General features: G+C 71.6%; 17 protein-coding genes and 1 pseudogene. 9 read left to right on the top strand and 9 right to left on the bottom strand.

Annotation, left to right across the window (positions count from 1 at the left end; translation table 11 throughout):
* Positions 1–11: 11 nt before the first annotated feature.
* Both AC1MEY_RS25415 and AC1MEY_RS25410 read left to right on the top strand, forming a co-directional pair.
* On the top strand, positions 12–4,181 hold the full coding sequence (locus AC1MEY_RS25415; protein WP_480228113.1) for an alpha-(1->3)-arabinofuranosyltransferase domain-containing protein: 4,170 nt from the start codon (positions 12–14) through the stop codon (positions 4,179–4,181).
* Positions 4,182–4,239: 58 nt separating this feature from the next.
* Positions 4,240–5,217: a phosphotriesterase family protein gene (locus AC1MEY_RS25410; RefSeq protein WP_480228112.1), complete on the top strand. Its 978-nt coding sequence runs from the start codon at positions 4,240–4,242 to the stop codon at positions 5,215–5,217.
* 75 nt (positions 5,218–5,292) lie between these two features.
* Here the strand turns inward: AC1MEY_RS25410 and AC1MEY_RS25405 are convergent.
* The 3 genes and pseudogenes from AC1MEY_RS25405 to AC1MEY_RS25395 all read right to left on the bottom strand — a co-directional run.
* Positions 5,293–6,000 (bottom strand): annotated as a pseudogene (locus tag AC1MEY_RS25405) (helix-turn-helix transcriptional regulator); the annotation flags it as partial.
* Between the two features lie 41 nt (positions 6,001–6,041).
* On the bottom strand, positions 6,042–6,782 hold the full coding sequence (locus AC1MEY_RS25400) for an SDR family NAD(P)-dependent oxidoreductase (protein ID WP_480228111.1): 741 nt from the start codon (positions 6,780–6,782) through the stop codon (positions 6,042–6,044).
* An 84-nt stretch (positions 6,783–6,866) separates the two neighbouring features.
* On the bottom strand, positions 6,867–7,976 hold the full coding sequence (locus tag AC1MEY_RS25395; protein WP_480231670.1) for an acyltransferase family protein: 1,110 nt from the start codon (positions 7,974–7,976) through the stop codon (positions 6,867–6,869).
* A gap of 233 nt (positions 7,977–8,209) precedes the next feature.
* Between AC1MEY_RS25395 and pgfA the strand changes: the two genes are divergently transcribed.
* Both pgfA and AC1MEY_RS25385 read left to right on the top strand, forming a co-directional pair.
* Positions 8,210–9,421 carry a cell envelope lipid trafficking protein PgfA gene (pgfA, locus tag AC1MEY_RS25390; RefSeq protein WP_480228110.1) on the top strand — a complete coding sequence of 404 codons (1,212 nt, stop codon included), beginning with the start codon at positions 8,210–8,212 and terminating at the stop codon, positions 9,419–9,421.
* Positions 9,418–11,085, top strand: a complete 1,668-nt coding sequence (locus tag AC1MEY_RS25385; RefSeq protein WP_480231669.1) for an MmpA family trehalose lipid delivery protein — start codon at positions 9,418–9,420, stop codon at positions 11,083–11,085. Before pgfA ends, AC1MEY_RS25385 begins: the two co-directional genes overlap by 4 nt.
* On the opposite strand, the gene AC1MEY_RS25380 is transcribed toward AC1MEY_RS25385, so the two are convergent.
* A complete protein-coding gene (locus AC1MEY_RS25380; protein WP_480228109.1) occupies positions 11,069–12,247 on the bottom strand; it encodes a glycosyltransferase family 4 protein in 1,179 nt (392 codons plus the stop codon). The two genes, AC1MEY_RS25385 and AC1MEY_RS25380, sit on opposite strands and share 17 nt — an antisense overlap.
* Before the next feature lie 101 nt (positions 12,248–12,348).
* On the opposite strand from AC1MEY_RS25380, the gene AC1MEY_RS25375 reads away from it, so the two are divergent.
* Entirely contained in the window at positions 12,349–13,113 is a 765-nt protein-coding gene (locus tag AC1MEY_RS25375; protein ID WP_480228108.1) for a class I SAM-dependent methyltransferase, read from the top strand.
* A 55-nt stretch (positions 13,114–13,168) separates the two neighbouring features.
* Complete coding sequence (locus AC1MEY_RS25370; protein WP_480228107.1) at positions 13,169–14,641, top strand: aldehyde dehydrogenase; 1,473 nt, start codon at positions 13,169–13,171, stop codon at positions 14,639–14,641.
* A 97-nt stretch (positions 14,642–14,738) separates the two neighbouring features.
* Here AC1MEY_RS25370 and AC1MEY_RS25365 read toward each other — a convergent pair whose 3' ends face one another.
* The 5 genes from AC1MEY_RS25365 to AC1MEY_RS25345 all read right to left on the bottom strand — a co-directional run bounded on the left by AC1MEY_RS25365 (position 14,739) and on the right by AC1MEY_RS25345 (position 22,642).
* Positions 14,739–16,574, bottom strand: coding sequence for an acyl-CoA dehydrogenase (locus AC1MEY_RS25365; RefSeq protein WP_480231668.1), 1,836 nt, complete (start codon positions 16,572–16,574; stop codon positions 14,739–14,741).
* A 4-nt stretch (positions 16,575–16,578) separates the two neighbouring features.
* Positions 16,579–18,414 (bottom strand): acyl-CoA dehydrogenase, encoded by a 1,836-nt coding sequence (locus AC1MEY_RS25360; RefSeq protein ID WP_480228106.1) that lies wholly within the window; start codon positions 18,412–18,414, stop codon positions 16,579–16,581.
* A gap of 75 nt (positions 18,415–18,489) precedes the next feature.
* Positions 18,490–19,872 (bottom strand): FAD-binding oxidoreductase, encoded by a 1,383-nt coding sequence (locus AC1MEY_RS25355; RefSeq protein WP_480231667.1) that lies wholly within the window; start codon positions 19,870–19,872, stop codon positions 18,490–18,492.
* 11 nt (positions 19,873–19,883) lie between these two features.
* Positions 19,884–21,473, bottom strand: a complete 1,590-nt coding sequence (locus AC1MEY_RS25350) for an acyl-CoA synthetase (protein ID WP_480228105.1) — start codon at positions 21,471–21,473, stop codon at positions 19,884–19,886.
* Positions 21,470–22,642: a thiolase domain-containing protein gene (locus AC1MEY_RS25345; RefSeq protein WP_480228104.1), complete on the bottom strand. Its 1,173-nt coding sequence runs from the start codon at positions 22,640–22,642 to the stop codon at positions 21,470–21,472. Before AC1MEY_RS25345 ends, AC1MEY_RS25350 begins: the two co-directional genes overlap by 4 nt.
* 113 nt (positions 22,643–22,755) lie before the next feature.
* Between AC1MEY_RS25345 and AC1MEY_RS25340 the strand changes: the two genes are divergently transcribed.
* From AC1MEY_RS25340 to AC1MEY_RS25330, 3 genes are all read left to right on the top strand, one after another.
* Positions 22,756–23,958, top strand: a complete 1,203-nt coding sequence (locus AC1MEY_RS25340; RefSeq protein WP_480228103.1) for a PucR family transcriptional regulator — start codon at positions 22,756–22,758, stop codon at positions 23,956–23,958.
* A 149-nt stretch (positions 23,959–24,107) separates the two neighbouring features.
* Positions 24,108–25,445, top strand: a complete 1,338-nt coding sequence (locus AC1MEY_RS25335) for an MFS transporter (RefSeq protein WP_480228102.1) — start codon at positions 24,108–24,110, stop codon at positions 25,443–25,445.
* Entirely contained in the window at positions 25,442–26,323 is an 882-nt protein-coding gene (locus tag AC1MEY_RS25330; RefSeq protein ID WP_480228101.1) for an NAD(P)-dependent oxidoreductase, read from the top strand. The genes AC1MEY_RS25335 and AC1MEY_RS25330 overlap by 4 nt, the downstream gene beginning before the upstream one ends.
* Positions 26,324–26,478 lie beyond the last annotated feature (155 nt).

Genomic DNA, 26,478 nt, shown 5'->3' with positions numbered 1-26,478 from the left:
ACAACTCTCCCGTGTCCCGTCGCTGGCTGTGGTTGGTCGGTGCCGTCGCTCTCGTCCTGAGCTTCGCGCAGTCCCCCGGCCTGATTGCGCCGGACACCAAACTCGACCTCACCGCTAATCCGCTGCGGTTCCTCGCGCGCGCCGCCCACCTGTGGAACGGCGACCTGCCCTTCGGCCAGGCCCAGAACCAGGCCTACGGCTACCTCTTCCCCCACGGCGCGTTCTTCCTCGCCGGCGACGTCGTCGGGCTGCCCGGCTGGGTGACGCAGCGGCTGTGGTGGGCCCTGCTGCTGGTGGTGGGCTTCTGGGGTCTGCTGCGGGTTGCGGAGGCGCTCGGCATCGGCACCACGTCGTCCCGCGTGGTCGGCGCGCTCGCGTTCGCGCTGTCGCCGCGGGTGCTGACCACCATCGGCGCGATCTCGTCGGAGACGCTGCCGATGATGCTCGCGCCGTGGGTGCTGCTGCCGGTGATCCTCGCGCTGCGCGGTGATCCCCGGCTGCGCACGCTGGCCGCCCGGTCGGCGCTCGCGGTGGCGCTGATGGGCGCGGTGAACGCGGTTGCGACACTCACGGGCTGCCTGGCGGCGATCATCTGGTGGGCCGCACACCGGCCCAACCGGCTGTGGTGGCGCTTCACCGGGTGGTGGGCGCTGTGCGGCGCCCTCGCCGTCACCTGGTGGGTGATCGCCCTGCTGATGCTCGGCCGGATCAGCCCGCCGTTCCTCGACTTCATCGAATCGTCCGGCGTCACCACGCAGTGGCTGTCGCTGACCGAGGTCCTGCGCGGCACGTACAGCTGGACGCCGTTCGTCGCGCCCACCGCGACCGCCGGATCCTCGCTGGTGACCGGTTCCGTCGCGGTGCTGGCGACGACGCTGGTGGCCGCGGCCGGACTGGCCGGGCTGGCCCTGCGGTCGATGCCGGCCCGCGGGCGCCTGATCACGATGCTGCTGCTCGGCCTGGCGCTGCTCGCGGTCGGCTACTCCGGGTCGCTGGGCTCGCCGCTCGCCCAGCAGGTGCAGGCCTTCCTCGACGCGTCGGGCACCCCGCTGCGCAACGTGCACAAGCTCGAACCGCTGCTGCGCCTGCCGCTGGCCCTCGGCCTCGCCCATCTCCTGGGCCGCATCCCGTTGCCCGGCAGCGTCCCCCGCACCCGGTGGGTGGCCGGACTCGCCCACCCCGAACGGGACCGGCGCGTCGCCGTCGGCGTCGTGGTGCTCGTCGCGCTGACCGCGGCGACGTCACTCGCCTGGACCGGACGCCTCACTCCGCCGGGCGGTTTCACCGCGATCCCCGGCTACTGGCACGACACCGCGGCCTGGCTAGACGAGCACAACGCGCCGAACCCGGGTCGGGTGCTCGTCGTCCCGGGTGCGCCGTTCGCCACGCAGGTCTGGGGCAACAGCCACGACGAGCCGCTGCAGGTGCTGGGGTCGAGTCCGTGGGGCGTGCGCGATTCGATCCCGCTGACCCCGCCGCAGACCATCCGCGCGCTCGACTCCGTGCAGCGCCTGTTCGCCGCGGGCCGCCCGTCCGCCGGCCTCGCCGAGACGCTTGCCCGACAGGGCATCTCGTACGTCGTCGTGCGCAACGACCTCGATCCCGAGAGTTCGCGGTCGGCCCGCCCGCTCCTGGTGCACCGCGCGCTCGACGGATCGCCCGGACTCGCCGAGGTCGCCCGCTTCGGTGACCCGGTGGGCCCCGGGCTGCTCACCGGGTTCATCAGCGACAGCGGCCTGCGGCCGCCCTACCCCGCGGTCCAGATCTACCGCGTGACCGCGTCGACCCCCACCCGCCCGTACCTCGCCGACGCCGACGCGATGGCACGCGTCGACGGCGCACCCGAGGCGCTGCTGCGCCTCGACGAACGACGGAACCTGCTGGGCGAGAAGCCCCTCGGACCCATGCTGCTCACCGGCGACGCCGAACGCGCCGGGCTGCCCACGCCGCTGGTGACCGTGACCGACACCCCCGCCGCCCGCGAGACCGACTACGGCCGGGTCGACGACCACTCGTCGGCGATCCGCGCCCCCGACGACCCGCGGCGCACCTACAACCGCGTGATGGACTACCCCGCGCCGGCCACCGACCCCGTCTACGGCGCGTGGCCGGGCGGACGCCTCACCGCGTCGAGTTCGGCGGCCGATTCGACCGCGCTGCCCAACGTCGCACCCGCTACCGGCCCGGCCGCGGCCATCGACGGCGACTCGTCGACCAGTTGGGTGTCCAACGCCCTGCAGGCCGCGCTCGGCCAGTGGCTTCGGGTGGACCTCGACCGGCCGATCACCAACGCGACCGTCACGCTGACACCGAGCGCGACGGCCGTCGGCGCACAGGTTCGCCGCATCGAGGTGTCGACGGCCACCGGCACCAGCACGCTGAGGTTCGACGAGGCCGGCAAGCCCCTGACCGTCGCACTGCCCTACGGCGAGACGCCGTGGGTGAAGTTCACCGCGGTCGGCACCGACGACGGCTCGGCGGGCGTGCAGTTCGGCATCACCGACTTCTCGATCACGCAGTACGACGCGTCCGGGTTCGCCCAGCCCGTCAACCTCCGCCACACCGTCGAGGTCCCCGGCCCGCCGCCGAATGCCGATGTGGCGCAATGGGATCTGGGGTCCGACCTGCTAGGCCGGCCGGGCTGTGCGGACGGTCCCGTCGCCGTCCTGTGCGCCGCGGCGATGGCACTGTCCCCCGAGGAACCCGTCAACCTCAGCCGCACGCTCACCGTGCCCGAGGCGACGACGGTGACGCCGACGGTGTGGGTGCGCGCCCGGCAGGGGCCCAACCTCGCCGACCTCATCCGGCCGCCCGGCACCACGCGCGCGGTGGGCGACGCCGATCCGATCGACGTCCTCGGCTCCGCCTACGCCGCCACCGACGGCGACCCGCGCACGTCGTGGACGGCACCCCAGGGCGTCGTACAGCACCGCACCGGCGTCAACCTCGAACTGCGCCTACCGCGCCCCACCGAGGTCACCGGCCTGCGCCTGACGCCGAGCCGGTCGGCGCTGCCTGCCCACCCGACACTGGTCGCCATCGATCTCGGCGACGGCCCGCAGGTGCGGTCCCTCGACCCCGAGGGCGGCGAGCAGACCGTGGCGCTGCACCCGCGCACCACCGACGTCGTCGCACTGTCGATCCTGGACTGGTCGGACGTGATCGACCGCACCGCACTGGGATTCGATCAGGTCAAACCACCCGGCCTGGCAGAGGTGACCGTGCTGGACGACCGCGGCAGGCCCATCGCCGCCGCCGATGCCGCGGCCAACCGCGCGCGGACCATCGACCTGCCGTGCGGCAGGGGCCCGGTCATCGGCATCGCGGGCCAGTTCGTGCAGACGTCGGTGGACGCACGCGTCGACGACCTCCTCGACGGACGGCCCATCCCGGCCCGACCGTGCCGGACCACGCCGATCGCGCTGCCCGCCGGTCAGCAGGAACTGCTCGTCAGCCCCGGCACGGCCTTCGTCGTCGACGGTGTCCAACTTGCAGGTCCCCGGGCGCCACAGGTGCGGCCCGCGCCGACGACGGTCGCCCAGACCGGCGAGTGGTCCAACGACCGTCGCGTGGTCGACGTCGCGGCCGCCGCCGCCGAGCGCGTGCTGGTGGTGCCCGAGAGCGTGAACCCGGGCTGGCGTGCCCGCGGTCCGGACGGGACCACGCTGACCCCCGTGACCGTGAACGGCTGGCAGCAGGGCTGGGTGGTGCCCGCGAACACGTCGGGCACCGTCACGCTCGAGTTCGCGTCCAACGTGCCGTACCGGATCGGGCTGTTCGGCGGCCTCGCGCTGCTGCCGCTGCTGGCGCTGCTGGCGTTCTGGCCGGTCCGCCGACGCGTCACGCTCGAGGCCCCCGAACCCTGGTCGGTGCCGCCCGCCGTCGCCGGAGCGGCGATGCTCGCCGTCGGATGGCTGATCTCCGGGTTCGTCGGCGTCGCCGTCGTGGGCGGGTGTTTCCTCGCGCGGTACCTGCTGCGGTCTTGGCGGTGGCTGGACCGCGCCACCCTGATCGTCGCCGCGGGCGGGCCGATCCTGGCCGGGGCCGGCCTCAGCCAGAACCCGTGGCGGTCGGTCGACGGGTACGCCGGACACGACTGGCAACTGCAGATGTTGGCTCTCGTCGGGGTCGCCGCGCTCGCCGCCTCGATCGTGTGGCGGTCCCGCGACGACTCCTCTTGAAACACTCACGGCCGAGCCGGATTCGGCCGTAGCATCGCGATGGTCGACGGGAGCAGCGATGCAGACGGTGAACACCGCGGCCGGCGCGATAGAGATCGGCGACCTGGGCGTCGTGCTGATGCACGAGCACGTCTTCATCATGACCACCGAGGTCGTGCAGAACTACCCCGAGGGCTGGGGCGACGGCGGTAGACGCGAGGCCGACGCCGTCCGCAGGCTGAACGAACTCAAGGCGCGCGGCGTCGACACCATCGTCGACCTCACGGTGATCGGGCTGGGCCGCTACATCCCCCGCATCGCACGGATCGCCGCACGGACCGACCTCAACGTCGTGGTCGCCACGGGGCTCTACACGTTCAACGACCTGCCGATGCACTTCCACTACCGCGGCCCCGGGGCACCGCTCGGCGGACCCGAGATCATGACCGAGATGTTCGTCCGGGACATCGAGCACGGCGTCGCCGACACGGGCATCAAGGCCGCGATCCTCAAGTGCGCCACCGACGAACCGGGCCTGACCCCGGGGGTCGAACGCGTGCTGCGGGCCGTCGCGCAGGCACACCGCCACACCGGTGTGCCGATCTCCACGCACACCCACGCCGCGTCCCGGCGCGGACTCGACCAGCAGCGCATCTTCGCCGAGGAGGGCGTCGACCCGTCCCGCGTCGTGATCGGTCACTCCGGCGACACCACGGACATCGCCTACCTCGAAGAACTGATCGCCGAGGGCTCCTACCTCGGCATGGACCGGTTCGGCGTCGACGCGTTCCTGTCGACGGAGGAGCGCGTCGCGACGGTGGCCACCATGTGCGAGCGCGGCCATGCCGACCGAATGGTGTTGTCCCACGACGCGTCCTGCTACTTCGACGCGCTACCCGAGGAGACGCTTCCGATCGCCATGCCCAACTGGCACTACCTGCACATCCACGACGACGTCATCCCGGCGCTGCGGGCGCGCGGCGTGACCGACGAGCAGCTCACCACGATGCTGGTCGACAATCCGCGGCGCATCTTCGCCGCCACGGGCGGGTACTGACGGGGTCGACCCGACGATCGAGAACATCACGATGTTCTGGTCGCGGTGCGGGTCCCGGAGGCTGTCGCAGGCCAGCGTCAACGCGCCGAGGTCGGGGTGGTCGAGCCGCTTGATCATGTGCGTCACGGTGACGACGGTGGCGTCGTCCCACAATTCGGCGAACTCGGCGCTGCCGGCCAGCAGATCCGAGATCAGCTCGCGGGTCCTCGGGTCGCGGGGGTAACGGGCTGCGGTCGCCCGCAACTGACCCGCCACGATGCGGGAGAACTCAGCCGCCTCGGTCATGCCGTAGTGCTGCACGACGTTCCCCGTCGGCATGAAGTGCCGCCGTGCGACGTTGCGCTCGCCCGGAGGCAGCGCACCGAAGTCCTCCAGGAGGGTCACGGCCTGGGCGTTCCAGGCCAGCACGTCGAAGCGCGCGCTCAGCACGATCGCGGCGGTGGTGCCGAGCCCGCGCACCAGCTCTGCGACGCTCGGCGTCACCTCCATGCTGGGCTCCGCACCCCGCGGGACGTCCCGGCCCACCAGCAGGAAGAGGTGCCGTCGCGCATCGTCGTCCAACCGCAGTGCCTCGGCTATCGCCTCGACCACCTGCTCGGACGGGCCGCCGCCGCGACCGCGTTCCAGGTTGGTGTAGTGCTCGACCGAGACGTGCGCGAGTTCGGCCACCTCGGAGCGCCGGAGGCCCGGGGTGCGCCTGCCGTGGCCGCCGAACCCGAAGTCGCTGGGATCGAGCCCTTCTCGCACGGCCCGCAGGAACCGCCCGGCCGCCTGTCCATCCATCCCTCGATAGTGGCACGGTCGGGCGGAGGTGCGCATCGTCGTCACCAGTCGACGACCTCGCCCTGATCGCTGAAGAACTGGCCGGTGCGCCACTCGTCGGCCAGGGCGATGGCCACGATGGCCGCCGCGCCCTCGGCGGGATCGCCGGCCCCCGGCGTGGGAGCGCCCTTGGCCAGCCCCGTGGCCCGGTATCCCGGACTCACCGAGAGAACCGAGATCTTCTCGTCGGCAAGCTCTTTGGCGTAGAGCACCGTCAGCATGTCCAGCGCGCTCTTGGAGGCCTGGTAGCCGGCCACGGCGACGTCCGAGTGCGGCCAGTCCGGATCGTTGACCAGCCGGGTCGATCCCAATTCGCTGGACACGTTGAGGATCCGCGGCCGCTCCGAGGCCCGCAGCAACGGCAGGAACGCGTTGGTGACGGCGGTGACCCCCGCGGTGTTGGTGTCGAACGTCTCGAGCAGCGACGCCCGACTCACCGCGGTGGGGGGTTGAGCGTCGCCCACGATGGCGGCGTTGTTGATCAGGATGTCGACCCGCCCGTATCCCTCGGTGACGCGGGCGACGGCAGCGGCGATGGTCGCGTCGTCGGTGACGTCGAGGGTCACTGGGTCGACCTCGAGCCCGCGGGCCTCGAATTCGGTTGCGGCGGCCCTTCCGCGGTCGGGGTCGCGCGAGCCGAGCAGGACGCGTACGCCGGCGGCGGCGAGTTGTTCTGCGAGATGGCGGCCGATGCCGGCGTTCGCGCCGGTCACCAGGGCAACGGGGAGATCAGATGTGGTCATGACTCCATCACAGCGCGGACCGGCCCCGCCAGGGAGGCAGAGCCGATACCACCCTGGGCGGGAATACGGGCGCCACCCACCCGATCAGCGCGCGCGGGCGGGCTCGGTCGCGTCGGTGACCGAGCTGTCCAGCGGCGACGGCCTCCGCCGAAGTTCCCACCGCCGCAGCGCCTCTCGGCACGGTGACTCCACCAGCGCGTAGCTCACCGCGGCGATCGCGAAGCCGAACACCAGCGTGAGCGCCAGCACCACCGGCATGTGACCGTTGAACGCGAACTCGCCGATCACGGGGAACACCATCGCCAGCGCCGCGAGGTGCCAGACGAACAGGCCGTACGACCAGCGGCCCAGCGTCACCATCACCCGACTGCCCAGCCAGCGGTGCGGGGTGTCGGGACGGTCGAGCACCAGCGGCGCGAGCAGCGCGGCGGCCATGAGCGCACCCATCGCCGTCTTGACCACGAACTGGCCGACCGTGCCGGGGGTCAGACCCTCGGGCCCGGCGATCGGCGACGCCGCCACCGCGAAGGTGACCACCACGACGGCGGCCATCAGGCCGCGCCGCCGCGCCAACCGGTGCAGCCGGCCCACGGGACTGACGGTGAGTTCGGCGACGAGCATGCCCGCGGCGAACCAGGAGAAGAACGCCGGCGGCCAGTTCAGCGGATTCACGCCGTACGGCGCGTCGAGGGGCAACAGACCCCACCCGAGGCTGGCGACGGCGACGGCCGCGATCACGGGGATGCGGGCGCGCACCGGCAGCCGGCGGGCGAACAGCGCCAGCAGCGGTAGGACCAGGTAGAAGCTGACCTCGACCGACAGGCTCCACATCTGCGTGAGCCCGGCCGTCAGCGTCAGCGGCACGTAGATCTGTGTCAGGGTCAGGTTGGCGAGCCACACCGTGAGGTCGGCGTTGACGTCGGGCAGCAGCGACAGGATCACCACCACGGCGACCAGGTAGCCGGGCATGATGCGGACGATGCGCGAGCGCAGGTAGTGCCCGGTGGGGGGCCGGTGCCGCAGTCCGCGCGCCGCCGCCGCGTGACCCCGCCAGAGCAGGAATCCCGACAGCGCGAAGAACACGGCGACCGCCAGGTCGAACCTGCCCAGCACCCGGCCGGTGAACCCCGAGGTGTGGCCGGTCTGGAACGCGACGTGGGTGACCACGACGCCGATGGCTGCGCAGGCGCGCATGCCCTCGACGGCAGGCAGGAAGCTGCGGGTGCCGCTGACCTCGTTTCGCGGGTCGCTGCGCTGGAACCGCGCTTGCGCGGACTGCCCACCGTTCGTCACGCGCCCAGTGTGCCCGACGCAGTCCTAGCAGGGCTTCCGGTAAGGACTGCCCTTAGTGCGGGCTGTTAGGGTCAGACGGGTTTGCCCTTGCAGACGTCGAGCGGTGTGCTCGCCCGGTGAAGAAGGAGCACGGTTTGAACCGCGCTGTGGCGCTACGTATCGCGGCGTGCGGGCTGATGGGCCTGGGTGCTGCCCTCCTCATCGCTGCACTCCTGCTGTCCACCTATACCAAGGGCAAGATCGCCAAGATCCCCCTCGACATCGATGCCACGCTGGTCAGCGACGGCACCGGCACGTCGTTCGACCCTGCCTCGCTGGTCGCCGAGAAGTTCGTCGTCAACGAGAACGTCCCGCTGGTCATGCAGCAGGAAGTCAGCGTGGAGGCGCCGTCGAACGCCGACGTGGTCACGCTGCAGGTAGGCGACACGCTTCGCCGCACCGACAAGCAGCAGGAAAACGGTCTCCTGCTCGCGATGGTCGACACCGTCACCCTCGACCGCAAGTCCGCGCTCGCGGTCTCCAGCGACACGAACCCCGGTGGCTCGGTGCAGAAGCCGCGCAGCATCGAGGACGAGGCGCCGCCGACCAACGTCGCGCTGCCCCACGACGGGCTGTCGTACCGCTTCCCGTTCGACACGGAGAAGAAGACGTACCCCTTCTTCGACCCGATCGCGCAGAAGGCGTACGACGCCAACTACGAGGGCGAAGAAGACGTCAACGGGCTGACCACCTACCGCTTCACGCAGAACGTGGGATACGACGACGACGGCACGCTCGTCGACCCGATCCCGTACGCGTCGCTGTACGACAACGACGAGGACAGCCAGGTCACCGCGCGCGCCGAGCTGTGGGGCGTGCCCGCCGAGGATCCCGCCGATCCCGTCACGATGGACCGCTTCTACGCCGCTCAGCGCACCTTCTGGGTCGATCCGGTGTCGGGCACGATCGTGAAGAAGCAGGACCACGGCTACCACTACTACGCCCGCGATCCCCTCAAGCCGGAGGTCACGTTCGCCGACTTCACGCTGACGTCGAACGAGGAGACCGTCGAGTCGCAGGTCGCGGTGGCACGCGACGAGGGTGACACCGTCGGACTGTGGGGCCGCATCCTGCCCATCACGTTCACCGCGCTGGGCCTGGTCGGACTGGTCGGCGGCGTGCTGCTCGGCTCGTTCACGCTGCGTGCCGAGTCGGCGCTCATCGATCCGGGCCTCGACGAGGCCGACCACGGCTTCTTCGGCCGGCGCCCCACCGACACCGGGCCGATGCCCGCGGCGGAGGCGCAGACCGAGAAGTTGCCCACCCAGCGACCGTCGTCCGACCCACCGCCGGACAGACCGGTCTGATCCGGCGCGGTTGGGCGGCGCCGGCATACGCGCTGGCACTCACCCTGCTGATCACCGGGCCGCTGCTGGCCCCGGGTTACCTGCTGCTGCGCGACGCGGTGTCGACGCCGCGGTCCTTCCTGACCGACGCCGCGCTCGGCCTGTCCGAGGCGGCGCCGCGCGCGCTGCCGCAGGACTTCCTGGTCGCGGTGCTGTCGTCGGTCCTCGACGGCGGCGTGGTGGTCAAGGCGCTCCTGGTCGCCGGACTGTGGGCGGCCGGCTGGGGTGCGGCGCACCTGGTGGCGACGGTGGTCCCCGATGCCGGCCTGCCCGGCCGGTTCGTCGCGGCGACGCTGGCGATCTGGAACCCCTACGTCGCCGAACGGCTGCTGCAGGGCCACTGGAGTCTGCTCGTCGGCTACGGCGCCCTGCCGTGGGTGGCGGCGGCCGTGCTGCGGGCGCGCAGCGGCACCGGCGGCTGGTGGCCGGTGATCGGGTCGATCGCCGTGGCCGGGCTGACGCCGACGGGTCTGATGCTCGCCGCGGTGGTCGCGTTGGCGTCGTGCGCGGCGCCGGGTGACGGGCGGCCCCGCTGGGCCTGTGCGGCGGTGTCGCTGGGCGCCGCGGTCGCCGGGGCCCTCCCGTGGCTGGTGGCGTCGACCGCCGCGGATTCGCTCGCGTCGTCGCAGGCCGTCGGCATCTCGGCGTTCGCCGCGCGGGCCGAGCCGGGCCTGGCCACGCTGGGCAGCCTCGCCGGCCTGGGCGGCATCTGGAACGCCGACGCGGTCCCGTCGTCGCGGACGTCGCCGTTCGCGGTGCTCGCCACCGTCGTACTGCTGGCCGTCGTGGCGATGGGCGTGCCGACGGCGCTGCGCCGCCCGGGCGCGGTCCCGCTGCTGGTGCTCGCAGCGCTCGCCGTCGTCGTGCCCGCGCTGATGGCGACCGGTCCGGGGCTGGCGGCCGTCGAGTCGGTCGTGCGCACGGTCCCGGGCCTCGGCGTGCTGCGGGACGGCCAGAAGTGGGTGGCGCTCGCCGTCCCCGGCTACGTGGTGGCCGCGGGCGCCGCGACCGTCGCGCTGCGGCACCGGGTGCCGGCCGTGGCGACCGGCGCCGTGTGCTGCGCGGCGCTGGTGGCGGTGCTGCCCGATCTGGCCTGGGGTGTCGGCGGCAAGATGACCGCGGTGCACTACCCGGCCGGGTGGACCGCAATGGCCGCCGCCGTGAACGCCGATCCGCGGCCCGTCGCCGTGCTCCCGCCGGACAGCATGCGGACCTTCGAATGGTCAGGCAGCGCACCGGTTCTCGATCCGCTGCCACGCTGGCTGTCGGCCGACGTGCTCAGCACCGGCGACCTGGTGATCGGCGGCGAACTGATCCCCGGCGAGGGGACGCGGGCCCGCGAGGTCCAGCGTCTGCTGCTCACAGGGGCCGACGCCGACGCACTGGCCCGGGCGGGCGTGGGTTGGGTGGTGGTCGAGTCGGGTGCCGCGGCACTGGACCTGCCGACGGCCTACCGGGACGACGATCTCGTGCTGTACCGGGTGGGCGGTGACCAGCCGCCCGCCGCGCACCGGGGGCTGCTGATCGCGGCGCACCTGGTGTGGCTGGCGACGATCGCCGCGGCGGTCGTGGGTGCGATCGTCGGGGCGGTGCGTCGCCGCGGGGCCGCTAGACCAGCCCGCTGACGGTGCGCCCGTCGACTACCGCGTCGAGCACGGTCCGCATCGCGTCGGCGCTCTGCGCCCAGGAGAACTCGCCGCTGCGCAGCTGCGCCTTCACGCCGAGCTGCTCGCGCTGCACGGTGTCGGACAGGAGTTGCCGCAGCAGTGCGACGAGGTCGTCGACGTCGTCGGCCAGCAGTCCGGTGACGCCGTCGACGATCGAATCGGTGAGCCCACCCGACGACCGGTAGCCGATGGTGGGCACGGCGTGCTGGGCGGCCTCGATCACCGCGAGCCCCCACCCCTCCTTACGCGACGGCAGCACGTGCACCCAGCTGCGTTGCAGGACGTCGTGTTTGGTCCACTCGTCGACGTGGCCGTGGAACACGACGGCGTCGGTGATGCCGAGTCGTGCGACGTGGGCAATCAGCTTGTCGTCCCACCAGCCGCCGCCGAGCACCTCGAGCCGCAGCCCCGGCACGTCCGGCAGCAGGCGCGCGACGGCGTCGAGTACGTCCTCGATCTGCTTGTGGGGCACCAGCCGCGACAGCACGGCGACGGTGGGGGTGCTCGCCCGCGGCGAGGTCAGGGTGTCGGCGGGCGCCTCGTCGACGCCGTTGCGGACCACGGCGACGTCACCCGGCCGCACCCCGAGGTCGGCCAGGTCGCGCGCGGAGGGCAGCGACACCGTCACGTACTGGTTGCCGCGGTGGGCGCGCGGCGACAGCCACGATTCGACGAACCAGCCGATGCGGCTCAGCACCGGACCGGCGACCGGCCACTGCTCCCGATGGCAGTGGTGGACCAGGACCACGGCGCGGCGGCCGAACGCGACGCGGGCCAGGAAGGGGATGCCGTTCTGGGTGTCGAGCACGACGTCGGGCCGGGTGGCGCGCAGCGGGCCCAGCCCGATCCGCGCGGCCAGCATCGCGAGCATCGCCAGGACGTACACGCTGTAGGGCCCGCCGGCGCGATGGATCGCGACGCCGTCGACCACCTCGCGGCGGGCGGCGCCCGCGTAGCGCGCGGTGCGGAGGGTGACGTCGACCCCGGATGCGGCGAGCCGCGCGCCGATGCGCTGCAGGTACGTCTCGCTGCCCCCACCCTGCGGGTGCCCGGTGTCGCGCCAGCACAGCAGCAGCACCGAGCGGACGGGCCGCGGGCTGACGTGGGTGGACGGGGACATCGAGGAGCCAGCTTAGTCGCCCGTCGAGTGGCCGGTTATGGCACGCTGGCCGCCCAGATCCGCGTGACAAGTGGCCACTCGGCAACGGATGGAGGCGACCGGTGCAGGCCCTGACGACGTTCGCCCGGCGCGCCACCCTCGCCCGGTCGGTGCGACTGCTCGGCGAGTTCCGTTTCGAGCAGAGCGATCCGGCCCGCTTCTACGGGGCATTGGCCGACGACACCGTCGCGCTCGTCGAGGACCTGTGGACCGGCGTCACCGGAGCGGCGCCTCGCGGACAGACCGTCCTCGACGTCGGCGGCGGTCCGGGGTACTTCGCCAGCGCCTTCTCCCGCGCCGGCCTGCGGTACGTCGGCGTCGAGCCCGATCCCAGCGAGATGCACGCCGGACCGGCGGGCGACCCCGGCGCCGGGACCTTCGTACGGGCCTCCGGCACGGCGCTGCCGATCGCGACCGGCAGTGTGGACGTCTGCCTGTCGTCCAACGTCGCCGAACACGTCCGCGACCCGTGGCGGCTGGGTGCCGAGATGCTGCGCGTCACCCGGCCCGGCGGCCTGGTGGTGCTGTCGTACACCGTGTGGCTCGGCCCGTTCGGCGGCCACGAGATGGGGTTGACGCACTACCTCGGCGGCGCCCGCGCGGCCGAGCGGTACGCCCGCAGACACGGCCACCGACCCAAGAACGACTACGGCTCGTCGTTGTTCGCGGTCTCGGCCGCCGAGGGCCTCGACTGGGCGGCGAGTACGGGCGCCCTCGTCGCCGCATTTCCCCGCTACCACCCGCGATGGGCGTGGTGGACGGTGCGGGCACCCCTGCTCCGCGAGTTCGCCACGAGCAATCTGGTGCTGGTGTTGCAGCCGTCCTGAATCCGCGAACTGCAACAGGTTCTCGTTTCACGATCCGGTCGGTACTGTGACACACATGACACAGAGCACGGCGTTCAAGACCGAATGGGACAAGCTGTTCATCGGCGGCAAGTGGGTGGAGCCGTCCACGTCGGACGTCATCGAGGTGCGCTCGCCCGCCACCGACGAGGTCGTCGGAAGGGTGCCGCTGGCGTCGGAGGCCGACGTCAACGCCGCATGCGCCGCGGCGCGAAAGGCGTTCGACGAGGGTCCATGGCCGCAGATGTCGCCGCAGGAGCGCGGTGACGTGCTCGCCGCCGCGGTGAAGATCATGGAGGAGCGTGCCGACGAGCTGAAGTTCCTGCTCGGCGCCGAGACCGGCCAGCCGCCGACGATCGTCGACATGATGCAGTACGGCGCCGCGATGTCGGCGTTCCAGCACTACGCGGGTGCCGCCGACAAGTTCACCTGGCGCGACTTCCGCGACGGGGTCTACGGACAGACCATGGTCGTGCGCGAGCCGATCGGCGTCGTCGGCGCCGTCACCGCGTGGAACGTGCCGTTCTTCCTGGCCGCCAACAAGCTGGGTCCCGCGCTGCTGGCCGGCTGCACCATCGTGCTCAAGCCCGCCTCCGAGACGCCGCTGTCGGTGTTCGCGATGGCCCAGATGTTCGCCGAGGCCGGCCTGCCCGAGGGCGTGCTGTCGGTCGTGCCGGGCGGCGCGGAGACGGGCCGGGCGCTGACCGCGAACCCCGAACTCGACAAGTACACGTTCACCGGCAGCAGCGCCGTCGGCAAGGAGATCGCGAAGATCGCCGCCGAGAACCTCAAGGCCTGCACGCTGGAACTCGGCGGCAAGTCCGCAGCGATCATCCTCGAGGACGCCGACCTCGACTCGACGCTGCCGATGCTGGTGTTCTCCGGCCTGATGAACACCGGGCAGGCCTGCGTGGGCCAGACCCGCATCCTCGCGCCGCGGTCGCGCTACGACGAGGTGGTCGAGAAGCTGTCGGCGGCCGTCGCGGCGATGCCGGTCGGGCGTTCCGACGACGCCGGCGCGATGATCGGCCCGCTGATCTCCGAGAAGCAGCGCGAGCGCGTCGAGGGCTACATCAAGCAGGGCGTCGACGAGGGTGCGCGGATCGTCACCGGCGGCGGCCGTCCCGAGGGCCTCGACAGCGGCTGGTTCGTCGAGCCGACCGTGTTCGCCGACGTCGACAACTCGATGGTGATCGCGCAGGAGGAGATCTTCGGTCCCGTCCTCGCGGTGATTCCCTACGAGACCGAGGAGGATGCGATCCGCATCGCCAACGACTCGGTCTACGGCCTCGCGGGCAGCGTCTACACCCAGGACAACGACAAGGCGATGAAGATCGCGTCGAAGATCCGCACGGGCACCTATGCCGTCAACATGTACGCCTTCGATCCGGGCGCCCCGTTCGGTGGCTACAAGAACTCCGGCATCGGTCGCGAGAACGGCTGGGAGGGCATCGAGTCGTACTGCGAGCAGAAGAGCATCCTGCTGCCGTTCGGCTACACCCCGGAGTAGCGCCCCACCCCCGCACGAACCTCCGCCGAACGTTGGTTACCGTCACGCTTTTTCCGAAATACCGTGACGGTAACCAACGTTCGCGGCGTTTCTGGGGCTAGAAGGCGTTCTCGGCGAGGTCCATCGCGGTCAGGTCGGCATCGGCGATGACGGCCCGCACGGCGGACAGCCGCGGCAGCACGTTGGCGGCGAAGAACCGTCCGACGGCGACCTTGCCGCGGTAGAAGTCCGCGTCGCGATCCGACGGCGCCGCCTCGAGCGCAGTCAGCGCGATGTCGGCGTGCCACAGCAGGAGCCAGCCGATCAGCAGGTCGCCGACCGCCAGCAGGAACGGCACCGACTGCAGGCCCACCCGGTACACCTCGCGCGGCTCCTCGCTCGACGCGGCGAGGTAGCCGGTGAGCGAGGCGACCATCGCGCGGACGTCGGCCAGCGCGGCCGCCAGCGTGATGCGGGCCGTCTTCAACTCCACGCGCTCGGCCGAGTCGGTCACGAACGCGTCGATGCGGCCCAGCACGTGGTCGAGCGCCCGCCCCTTGTCGCGGACGATCTTGCGGAAGAAGAAGTCCTGCGCCTGGATCGCGGTCGTGCCCTCGTAGAGGGAGTCGATCTTCGCGTCGCGGACGTACTGCTCGATCGGATAGTCCTGCAGGTAGCCCGAACCACCCAGCGTCTGCAGGCATTCGGTGAGGCACTCGTAGGAGCGCTCGGAGCCGACGCCCTTCACCAGCGGCAGCAGCAGGTCGTCGACGCGGTGGGCCATGGCGGCGTCGGCGCCCGAGACGATGCCGGCGGCGACGGGGTCCTGGTGCGCGGCGGTGTAGAGGTACAGCGCGCGCAGTCCCTCGGCGTAGGCCTTCTGCGTCATCAGCGACCGCCGGACGTCGGGATGGGAGACGATCGGCACCCGCGGGGCGGCCTTGTCGGTCATCTGCACGAGGTCGGACCCCTGCACGCGCTGCCGGGCGTAGTCCAGCGCGTTGAGGTAGCCCGTCGACAGGGTGGCGATCGCCTTGGCGCCGACGGCCATTCGCGCGAACTCCATGACCTTGAACATCTGCACGATGCCGTTGTGCACGTCGCCGACCAGCCAGCCGACGGCAGGCCGGTCGTGGGCGCCGAACGTGAGTTCACACGTCGCCGACGCGGTCAGCCCCATCTTGTGTTCGAGTCCGGTGACGTAGACGCCGTTGCGCTCGCCGGGCTCGGCCGTCTGCGGGTCGGGCAGGAACTTCGGCACGAAGAACAGGCTCAACCCCTTGGTGCCGGGCACCGCGCCGACCGGCCGGGCCAGCACCAGGTGGGCGATGTTCTCGAACAGGTCGTCGCAGTCGCCGGAGGTGATGAAGCGCTTTACGCCGTCGAGATGCCATGTGCCGTCCGGTTGTTCGACGGCCCGGGTGCGTCCCGCCCCGACGTCGGAGCCCGCGTCGGGTTCGGTGAGCACCATCGTTGCGCCCCAGTTGCGTTCGACGGCCAGCGCGGCCCAGTGCCGCTGCTGGGCGTTGCCCTCGTGGAAGAGCACGTCCATCATGGGCGGGCCGTCGAGGTAGAAGAACGCCGCGGGCTGCCCGCCGACCAGGAATTCGTTGATGGCCCAGCGGATCATGGCCGGGGCGGGCGTGCCGCCGATCTCCTCGGCCAGCCCGATGCGGGTCCAGCCGCCGCGCTGCCAGACGCGGACAGACTCCTTGAACGACTCGGGCAGCGACACCGAGTGCGTGGCCGGGTCGAACGTCGGCGGGTCGCGGTCGCCGTCGGCGAAGGCGGCGGCCAGCGGCCCCTCGGCCTGGCGGGCGGCCTCGTCGAGCATGTCGCGCACGGTGCCGGCGTCGAGATCGCCGTAATCGCCTGCGCCGAGGACCTCGTCGAGGCGCAGCACCTCGAAGAGGTTGAACGCCAGGTCGCGACCGTTGGCCCGGTAGTGGCCCACGACGTCAGAACCCGTCTTCGTCGAGGTCCATCGCCACCAGGTCGGCGGCTGCGACGATGCCACGGTCGGCGGTGAGGCGCGGCAACACGTTCTGCGCGAAGAAGCGTGCCGCAGTGATCTTTCCGGCGTAGAAGTCCCGGTCCCGTTCGGACGGCGACGCGTCCAGCGCGTGCAGGGCGACCTCGGCGCCGCGCAGCAGCAGCCAGCCGATCACCAGGTCGCCGACGGCGAACAGGAACCGGACGGACTCGAGGCCGAGCCGGTACAGCTCGCGCGGCGACTGCTGCGACTCCATCAGGTAGCCGGTCAGGGTGGCGACCATCGCCTGCACGTCGGCCAGCGCGGTGGCCAACAGCACCCGCACGTCCGCGAGTTCGGGTCGCGCCGAACCGCTCTCGACGAAGGCCTGGATCTGCCCAGCGAGGTGCCCGAGCGCCACGCCCTGGTCGCGGGCGATCTTGCGGAAGAAGAAGTCCTGCGCCTGGATCGCGGTGGTGCCCTCGTACAGCGAGTCGATCTTCGCGTCGCGGATGTACTGCTCGATCGGATAGTCCTGCAGGAAGCCGGATCCGCCGAACGTCTGCAGCGACTCGGTGAGGGTCTGGTAGGCGCGCTCCGACCCGACGCCCTTGACGATGGGCAGCAACAGGTCGTTGACCCGTTCGGCGAGTGCGGCATCGGCGCCCGAGACCACCGACGCGGCCGACGGATCCTGGTGCGCGGCGGTGTAGAGGTACAGCGCGCGCAGTCCCTCCGCGTACGACTTCTGGAGGAGCAGCGCCCGCCGGACGTCGGGGTGGTGCAGGATGGTGACCCGCGGTGCCGCCTTGTCGGTCATCTGCGTCATGTCGGCACCCTGCACGCGGGTCTTGGCGTAGTCGAGCGCGTTCAGGTAGCCGGTCGACAGCGTCGAGATGGCCTTGGTGCCGACCATCATTCGCGCGTACTCGATGATCTTGAACATCTGAGCGATGCCGTTGTGGACGTCGCCGACGAGCCACCCCACCGCGGGCCGGTCGTGCGCACCGAACGTCAGCTCGCAGGTGGCGGAGACCTTGAGGCCCATCTTGTGCTCGACGTTCGTCACGTAGACGCCGTTGCGCTCGCCCGGCTCGCCGGTCTCGGGGTCGAAGTGGAACTTCGGCACGAAGAACAGCGACAGGCCCTTGGTGCCCGGTGCGGCGCCGGCCGGGCGGGCGAGCACCATGTGGCCGATGTTCTCGAACAGGTCGTCGGAGTCGCCGGAGGTGATGAAGCGCTTGACGCCGTCGAGATGCCACGTGCCGTCGGCCTGCGGCACGGCCTTGGTCCGCCCGGCGCCGACGTCGGATCCGGCGTCCGGCTCGGTGAGCACCATGGTGGCGCCCCAGTCACGCTCGACGGCCATCACCGCCCAGCGCTTCTGCTCCTCGTTGCCCACCTGGTAGAGGATGTTCGCGAGGATCGGCCCGGCGAGGTACATGAACGCCGCGGGGTTGGCGCCGAGGACGAACTCGGTGACCGCCCACGTGACCATCGACGGCGCGGGCACGCCACCGACCTCCTCGAGCAGTCCGATGCGGAACCACTCGCCCTGCTGCCACGCCCGGAACGACTTCTTGAACGCCGCGGGCAGCGTCACGGTGTGGGTGTCGGGGTCGAACGTCGGCGGATGCCGGTCCGCCTCGGCGAACGACTCGGCAAGCGGCCCCTCGGCCTGGCGCGCCGCCTCGGCGAGCATCTCCCGGACGGAGTCGCCGTCCAGGTCGCCGAACTCCCCGCCTGCCAGCACCTTCTCCAGGTCGAGAACCTCGAAGAGGTTGAACTCCAGATCGCGCACGTTGCTCTTGTAGTGGCCCACTGTCGCGCCTTCCGCCTCGACTCCGCGACGTCAAGGGTAGACCGGCCACCCGCCGGTGGCCGGGGAACGGCGAGGTCAGGTCGCGGGCAGCATCCCCTCGCGACACAGCAGGTGCTGCGGATCGAGTGCGGCCTTGATCGCGTGCTGGACGTCCATGCCGACGGGTCCTGATTCCTCGCGGAGCCACCCCGCCTTGAGCCGGCCGACGCCGTGTTCACCGGTGATGGTGCCGCCGAGCCCGAGGGCCGCGGCGGTGATGTCGTCGAACGCGGCCCGCGCCGCGCGGACGCTCGCCTCGTGGTCGCCGTCGAAGACGACGGTGGGGTGCAGGTTGCCGTCGCCTGCGTGACCGAAGACGCCGATCGTCAGGTCGCGGCGGGCGGCGATGTCCTCGATCGCGGCGATCAGGGCGGTCACCGCCGTCAGCGGCACGCAGACGTCGTCGAGGAGCCAGTCACCGAGACGCTCGAGTGCCGGGAGCGCCTGCCTGCGCGCCTCGAGGAGCATGGCGCCCTCGGCCGGATCGTCGGTGGACACCACGTCGACGGCCCCGGCGCCGCTGCAGATCGCCGCCACCCGGTCGAGTTCCGTTGCCGCGTCGGCCTGGTCGCTCTGCACGAGCAGGACGGCGGCGACGTCGGCACCGAGGTCCATCTGGGTCAGCTCGTCGACGGCGCGCACCGTGGTGCGGTCGAGGATCTCGAGCATGCTGGGCGTCGCCCCCGCCGCGACGATGCCCGCCACCGCCGCACCGGCGTCGGTCAACCGGTCGAACGTGGCCACCATGGTGTGCGGCGGTCGCGGCGCCGGGACGAGGCGCAGCGTCACCTCGGTGACCACGCCCAACGTCCCCTCGGAGCCGATGAACAAGCGCGTCAGGTCGAGCCCCGCGACACCCTTGACGGTGCGTCGACCGGTGCGCAGGATCCGGCCGTCGGCGAGGACCACCTCGAGACCGAGCACGAAGTCGCCCGTGACTCCGTAACGGACGCAGCACATTCCACCGGCGTTGGTGGCGACGTTGCCGCCGATGGTGCAGAAGTCGACGCTGCCCGGGTCGGGCGGGTAGAACAGTCCGGCGCGCGCCGCCGCGGCGCGGACGTCGGCGGTGACCGCGCCCGGTTGGACCACCATCAGGCGGTTCGCCGTGTCGACCTCGACGATGGCGTCCATGCGGTGCAGCGACAGCACCACCCCGTCGGCGGACGCGTTCGCGGCGCCGCTCAGTCCGCTGCCCGCGCCGCGCGGGACCACCGGCACGCCGTGACGCGCGGCCATCCGCAGGCACGTCGCCACGTCCGCGGTCGTGCGCGGGACGAGCACCGCGGCAGGGGTTTCCGACGTGGTCAGCCTCGACTGGTCGCTCGCGTAGGTCGCCGTGACGTCGGGGTCGGTGAGTACCGAGCCCGCGGCCACGAGGTCACGCAGTTCGGCGACGAAGGCGTCCGTGCGGGAGATCCGGACAGACGTCACGACGCCGCGCCGACCGGTTCCGGCGGCCACGTGGACTCCTCCAGCCGGGCCTTGATCGTGCGCTTGACGATCTTGCCGTAGCCCGACATGGGGATCTCGTCCCACACGAAGACGTGACGCGGCAGCTTGTAGCGTGCGATCCGCTCCCCGAGCCAGCCGGTGAGTTCGTCGACGTCGATGACCGTCCCGGGCTCGGCCACGCACACGGCGACACCGACCTCGCCCCAGACCGCGTCCGGCATCCCCAGTACCGCGCAGTGCGAGACCGCCGGGTGCTGCAGCAGCTTCTCCTCGATGTCGCGCGGATACACGTTCGACCCGCCCGAGATGTACATGTCCGACGCGCGTCCCGTGACGTAGAGGAACCCGTGCTCGTCGAGGAGACCGAGGTCCCCGGTGCGAAACCAGCCGTCGCGGAACGCCTTCGCGTTCGCCTCCGGGTTGTCGAGGTATCCGGCGCACACGGCAGGGCCGGCGACGCAGATCTCGCCCTGCTCCCCGGCGGGCAGTTCGGCGCCGTCGTCGTCGCAGATGGCGACCTGCATGCCGGTGCGGGGGATCCCGCAGGTGCCGATCTCGACGCCGGCCGGCGAGGCGTGGTCGTGCAGCCGCGGCGGCAGGACCGTGATGTTCCCGGTCACCTCGCCGAGCCCGTAGTACTGCACCAGCACGTCGCCCAGGACCTCGCGGGCCCGGCGCTGGTCGGTGGCGTACATGGGTGCGCCCGCGTAGATCACGTGGCGCAGCGAGGAATGGTCCCGCGTCCGGGCGTCGGGGTGCTCGGCCAGCAGCTTGAGGATCGTCGGGACGGTGAAGGCGTTGGTCACGCGCTCGCGCTCGACGAGTTCCCAGACCTCGGCGCCGTCCATCTTCGGCGACGTGGTCAGCACGGACGCCGCGCCCGCGGCGACCTGGGGCAGCAGGTGGATGCCTGCGCCGTGCGAGAGCGGCGCCACCACCAGCGACACGTCGGCCTCCGTGGTGCCCGGCATCAGGTCGCACAGGTGGTTGGTGACGACGAAGCCCATCTGGTCGTGCGTCAGCACCGCGGCCTTCGGCGCACCGCTGGTTCCGGAGGTGAAGAAGTACCAGGCGTGGTCGCCGACGTCGACGCGCGCATCCGGCACGTCGACGGCGGCGGTCTGCGCGGCCACCGCATCCGGGCCATCGGCCGGTCCGTCCATCCAGAGCACGCCGGCGGGCAGGTCGACCTGCTCGGCGATCGCGGCCGCGTGGGCGCTGCCGTCGCGGTCGCAGACGATCGCCACGGGCCTGCACGTTCGGGCGATGCCCGCGACGTCGGACGGCGTCAGGCGGGAGTTGGTCGGTGCGATGACGGCTCCGACGCGCCAGATCGCGAACAGCGTCTGCACGTACTCGCACCGGTTGGCGCCGTGCACCAGCACGCAGTCGCCGCGTCCGACACCCCGGGCGGACAGGGCGTGTGCGAGCGAGCTGACGCGATCGTCCAGTTCGCGCCACGTCCAACGCCTTTCGCCGTGGATCAGTGCGGTGTGGTCGGGCAGTCGCCGAGCGGTCTGGGTGAGCAGCCGGGCGAGGTTGACGGCGCGGTTGGCGGCGGTCATCGTGCGGCCTCCAGGACGGTGGCGTAGTTGGCGACGGCCGCACCGCCCATGTTGAACACCGCGGCGCGGTCGGGTGCGGCGAGTTGCATCTCGCCGGCCTCGCCGACGAGTTGCAGTGCGGCCAGCACGTGCTGGGACACGCCCGTCGCGCCGATCGGATGGCCCTTGGACTTGAGCCCGCCGGAGAGGTTGACCGGGAGTCGCCCGTCACGGGCGGTGACGCCCTCGTCGACGATCGTGGCGCCCTTGCCCTGCTCGGCCAGGCCGAACGCCTCGTACTCCATCAGCTCGGCCTGGGTGAAGCAGTCGTGGGTCTCGATCAGGTCGAGATCGTCGAGCGTGACGCCGGCGTCGGTCAGCGCTCGCGCGAAGGCGTCCCGGGCGCCGTCGAAGAACAGCGGGTCGCGGCGCCGTGCGATGGGCAGCGGCTCGGAGGCCTGACCGCGACCGGCGACGCGTACCGAGCGCCGGGCGGTCCGCGCCACGTCGGCCGAGGACACCACCAGTGCCGCGGCACCGTCGGACACCATGGAGCAGTCGGTACGCAGCAGTGGGCCGGCCACCACCGGATTGCGGTCGGAAGGCGTTGCGCAGAAGTCGAACCCGAGGTCCTTGCGCATGTGGGCCCAGGGGTTGGCCAGCCCGTTGCGGTGGTTCTTCGCGGCGATCCGGGCGAGGGCGTCGTGGTGCTCGCCGAAGCGGGCGGCGTACTCGGTGGCGAGTGTGCCGAACACGCCGGCGAAGCTGCCCGCGCTCGCCTCGGTCGCGCGGTGGGCGGCGCCGAGCAGGATGTCGTTGACCTCGTCGGCGGCGGCGTGCGTCATCTTCTCGGCGCCGATCACCAGCGCGGTCCGGCCGCGGCCCGCCTGGATGAAGTCGAGGGCCCCGAACAGGGCGGCACTGCCGGTGGCGCACGCGTTCTCCACGCGGACGGCCGGCACCCGCGCCAACTCCGGATGCCCGACGCCGACGAGCGCCGATTCGAAGCTCTGCCTCGAGAAGCCGTTGTTGAACACTCCCACGAAGATCGCGTCGACGTCGCCAGGCGCGAGGCCCGCATCGTCGACGGCCGCCATGGCCACGTCGGCGATCAACGACTCGACGTCGGGGTTCTCGAGCTTGCCGAACCGGGTGTGGGACCAGCCGATCAGGTGAGGGTTGTCGGTCATGGGGAAAGTGTCGCGGGATTGGTGTGACGCACACCACCTACTACAGTCGAACAGACGCCTCGGCCATTCCTACAGAGTGAGGAATCGGCTGGTGCGGACGAGGAGGACGACGGGTGGCCGACCGCGGCAGGCGCGATCTCGAGCAGTTGGTCGACGACCTCGCCGACCGGTTGCGGCGCTCCGTCGTGGTCGACGACGCGACCATCCGGCTCGTCTACTCCAGTCGGCACTTCGGCGACGAGGACCAGCAGCGCATCCGGGCCGTTCTGCAGCACGACGTCGGCGGATCGGCGACCGCGCACATCCTCGGTAGCGGCGTGGAGACCTGGCCCGCCCCCGGTCCGATTCCTGCCCGCGACGACCTCGGGATGGCCCGTCGCTGGTGCGCCCCGCTGCGGTGGCACGGGCACTTCCTCGGGGTGCTCATGGTCATCGACGCCGACGCGTCGCTCACCGCCGGACAGCTCGCCGACATACACGCGTGCAGCACCGACGTCGCGGCACTGCTGTTCCGCGAGGACGCGGACGACGGCAGACGCCGGCTCGACACGGCGGTGGCCGACGCACTGTCCACCGAATCGTCCCGCAGGGCAACGGGTCTGGCTGCACTGCGGGACGACGACGCCTTCTGCGACACCGGGGAGTGCCGGGTGTCGCTGGTGCGCGTGCTCGGCCAGGTCGATCCGGTCCGCGGCGAGACGGTGCTCCGGTCGGTGCTCGACATCCTCACCCGGACGCGTGCGGCGACCGTCGCCTACGCCGCGAACGGCGCGGAGGCCGCGATCCTGCACACCGGCGCGGCGGCGTCCGACGAGTCGGCGCTCGACCTGGCCGACGCCGTCGTCGAGCGCACGTCGACGACGCTCGGCGGCCACCGGGTGGTGTGCGGCGCCGGGTCCGTCCGGTCCACCGTCGCCGACGCCTGGACGTCGCTCCGCGATGCACAGCGGACGGCCGACTGCCTGCAGCGCATGCCCGCCCTCGGGGACGTGCGCCGCCACGACAACCTCGGCCCGTACGCCGTGCTGATGCAGCTGCCCGAGTCGGCGCTGGACGCGGACGCGCTGCCCGGACCGCTGCGGAGTCTGCTCGACGCCGACCCCAGCCGGACGCTCACCACCACGCTGCTCACCTACCTGGACCACGCCGGCAACAGCCCGCGCACCGCCGAGGCGCTCCACATCCACCGGACGTCGCTGTACTACCGGCTCGGCCGCATCCGCGAGATCACCGGCGCCGACCTGGACGACGGTCGCACCCGACTGACCCTGCACATCGGCCTCGCCCTGCTGCCCATGCTGACCCCGTCGCCCTGACGTCCTGAGCACCGCCTTTCGACAGAGTGAGGAATCGGCGACCGGTAATCCCTCTCGGCAGTGGTGGTGGCGGAGGTCACAGCGCCCAGACACTGGCTGTGCTCGCCGTCACATCCCCGGCGGCTCATTCCACGAGAACGAAGGCCAAGATGGGCACATCAGCCACCACCAGGGCGCAGCGAAAAGTCGTCGTTGCCAGCCTGCTCGGCAACACGATCGAGTACTACGAGTTCTTCATCTACGGCCTGAGCGCCTCGCTGATCTTCAACAAGCTCTTCTTCCCCTCGTTCGATCCGGTGGTGGGGACGCTGCTGTCGTTGACCACCTTCGCGATCGCGTTCGTGGCACGGCCGATCGGCGGCTGGGCCGCCGGCCACTTCGGTGACCGCGTGGGCCGCCGGTCGGTGCTGGTGCTGACGCTGTCCGGGATGGGCGTGGCCACCACGCTGATCGGCCTGCTTCCCACCTACGACACCATCGGCATCGCCGCGCCGATCGCCCTGACGGTCCTGCGGTTCCTGCAGGGCTTCTCGCTCGGCGGTGAGGCCAGCGGCGGGTTCCTGATGGCACTCGAACACGCCAGCGGGGGCAAGCGCGGGCTGTTCACCGGCATCGTCGGCACCGGAAACGTGTGCGGCCTGCTGCTGGCCAACGGCGTCTTCCTGGCCGTGAGCCAGCTCCCGGAGGCAGCGCTGCTGTCGTGGGGTTGGCGCATCCCGTTCCTGCTGTCCGGCGCGCTGGTGATCGTCGCCCTCTACATCCGGCTCCAGCTCGAGGAGAGCCCGGTGTTCGAGGCGGCCCAGAAGACCGGCGCCGTCAGCGGCAGCCCGTCCAAGGAGCTGTTCCGCAACCACTGGCGGCGCGTTCTCGGCGTCGCGCTGGCCAACATGCCGACCAACGTCGTGTTCTACCTCGGATCGGTGTTCGCGCTGGGGTACGCCACGTCCCACGGCGCGAGCCGATCCACCGTGCTGGCCTGCGTCATGGTGACGTGCGCCGTGCTGATCGTGGCCATGCCGTACTTCGGCTCGCTCGGCGATCGCGTGGACCGCAAGAAGATCCTGCTCGCCGGAATCGCACTGATGGCCGCCGCACCGTTCGTCTTCTTCCCGCTGATCGGCACCGGCAACCCGCTGCTGATCCTCCTCGGCTTCCTGATCCTCTTCGCCGGCTTCGCCGCCAACTACGGCGCGCTGAACGCGTTTCTGCCGCACCAGTTCCCGGCACACCTGCGCTACTCGGGCGTGGCCATCGGAACGAACCTCGGCGGCGTCTTCGGCGGAGCGCTCGCGCCCATCATCGCCACCGCGCTGCTGGGCCGATTCGACTCCTGGGTGCCGATCGCGATCTACCTGCTGGTGATCATGGTGGCCGCGGCCGTGGCGACGGCATTGCTCGGCGAGCGCCCCGACGCCCTGCACGACGAGATCGTGCGGGCCGAGGTCGACCCCGCGTCATCCCAGCCGGTCGAGGCGGCGACGGCATGACGGACACCCGCCGGACGGTGGCCTTCATCGGTGTCGGAGCGATCGGTCTGCCGATGGCTCGGCGCCTCGCCGGGGCCGGCCACGCCGTGCTCGCGGTCGAGACGTCGCCGGTGCGCCAGGAGGCGGCCAGACGGGCCGGCCTCACCGTGGCCGCCATGGCGGACGTGGCGTCCGCCGACGTCGTGATCGCGATGGTCGCCACGGCGGACCAACTCGAGTCCGCACTGTGCGGAGATGGCGGCGCGCTCGGTCACGTGCGCGGCGGCGCGACGTGCGTGATCATGTCGACCGTCGGGCCCGCGGCCGTCGAGAAGGTGGCGGCGGCGGCCGGCGAGCACGGGGTGGCGGTGCTCGACGTTCCCGTGACCGGCGGCGTCAGTGGCGCCGAGAGCGGATCGCTGACCCTGCTGGCGGCCGGTGAGCCGGCCACCCTCGCCGCCGTGTCCGACGTGCTGTCGGTCATGGGCTCGATCTTCGAGTGCGGCACCCGGATCGGCGACGGGCAGTCGTTCAAGCTGGTCAACCAGCTGCTGTGCAGCGTGCACCTCGCCGCCGCCGCCGAGGCACTCGAGTTCGCCGAGCGGCTGGGCCTGGATCCGGCGCGGGTGCTCGACGCCGTCGGTTCCGGTGCCGGCGGATCGTGGATGCTGCGCGATCGCGGTCCCCGGATGCTGGCCGAGGACCCGCAGGTCACCGCCACGGTGGACATCTTCGTCAAGGACTCCGGCCTGGCCGCCGACGCGGCCGCCGACGTCGGCTTCGCGACCCCGCTGTTGGCCGCGGCGCACGGCGCCTTCCGCGCGGCCTCCGACCTGGGCCTCGGCCATCACGACGATTCGAGGGTGCGCCGCGCCTACCAGCGGGACGCCGACCGCTGACTCCGCGCGGCGCTCGCCGGGAACCCGCCCGGCACCGCTACCGAGGAGATCCGTTGTCAGCGGGCACTATGCACGGAACCATAATCGCGACAAACGGTCGGTTTGTCCGCACAACGCGGTTCACCTGCCGTTCATCGTGGTGACGGTGTGATTCG

This window comes from Mycobacterium sp. PTI7, from assembly GCF_056679845.1.
The sequence above is the reverse complement of the archived record's forward strand: the minus strand, read 5'-3'. Positions and strand labels throughout refer to the sequence as shown.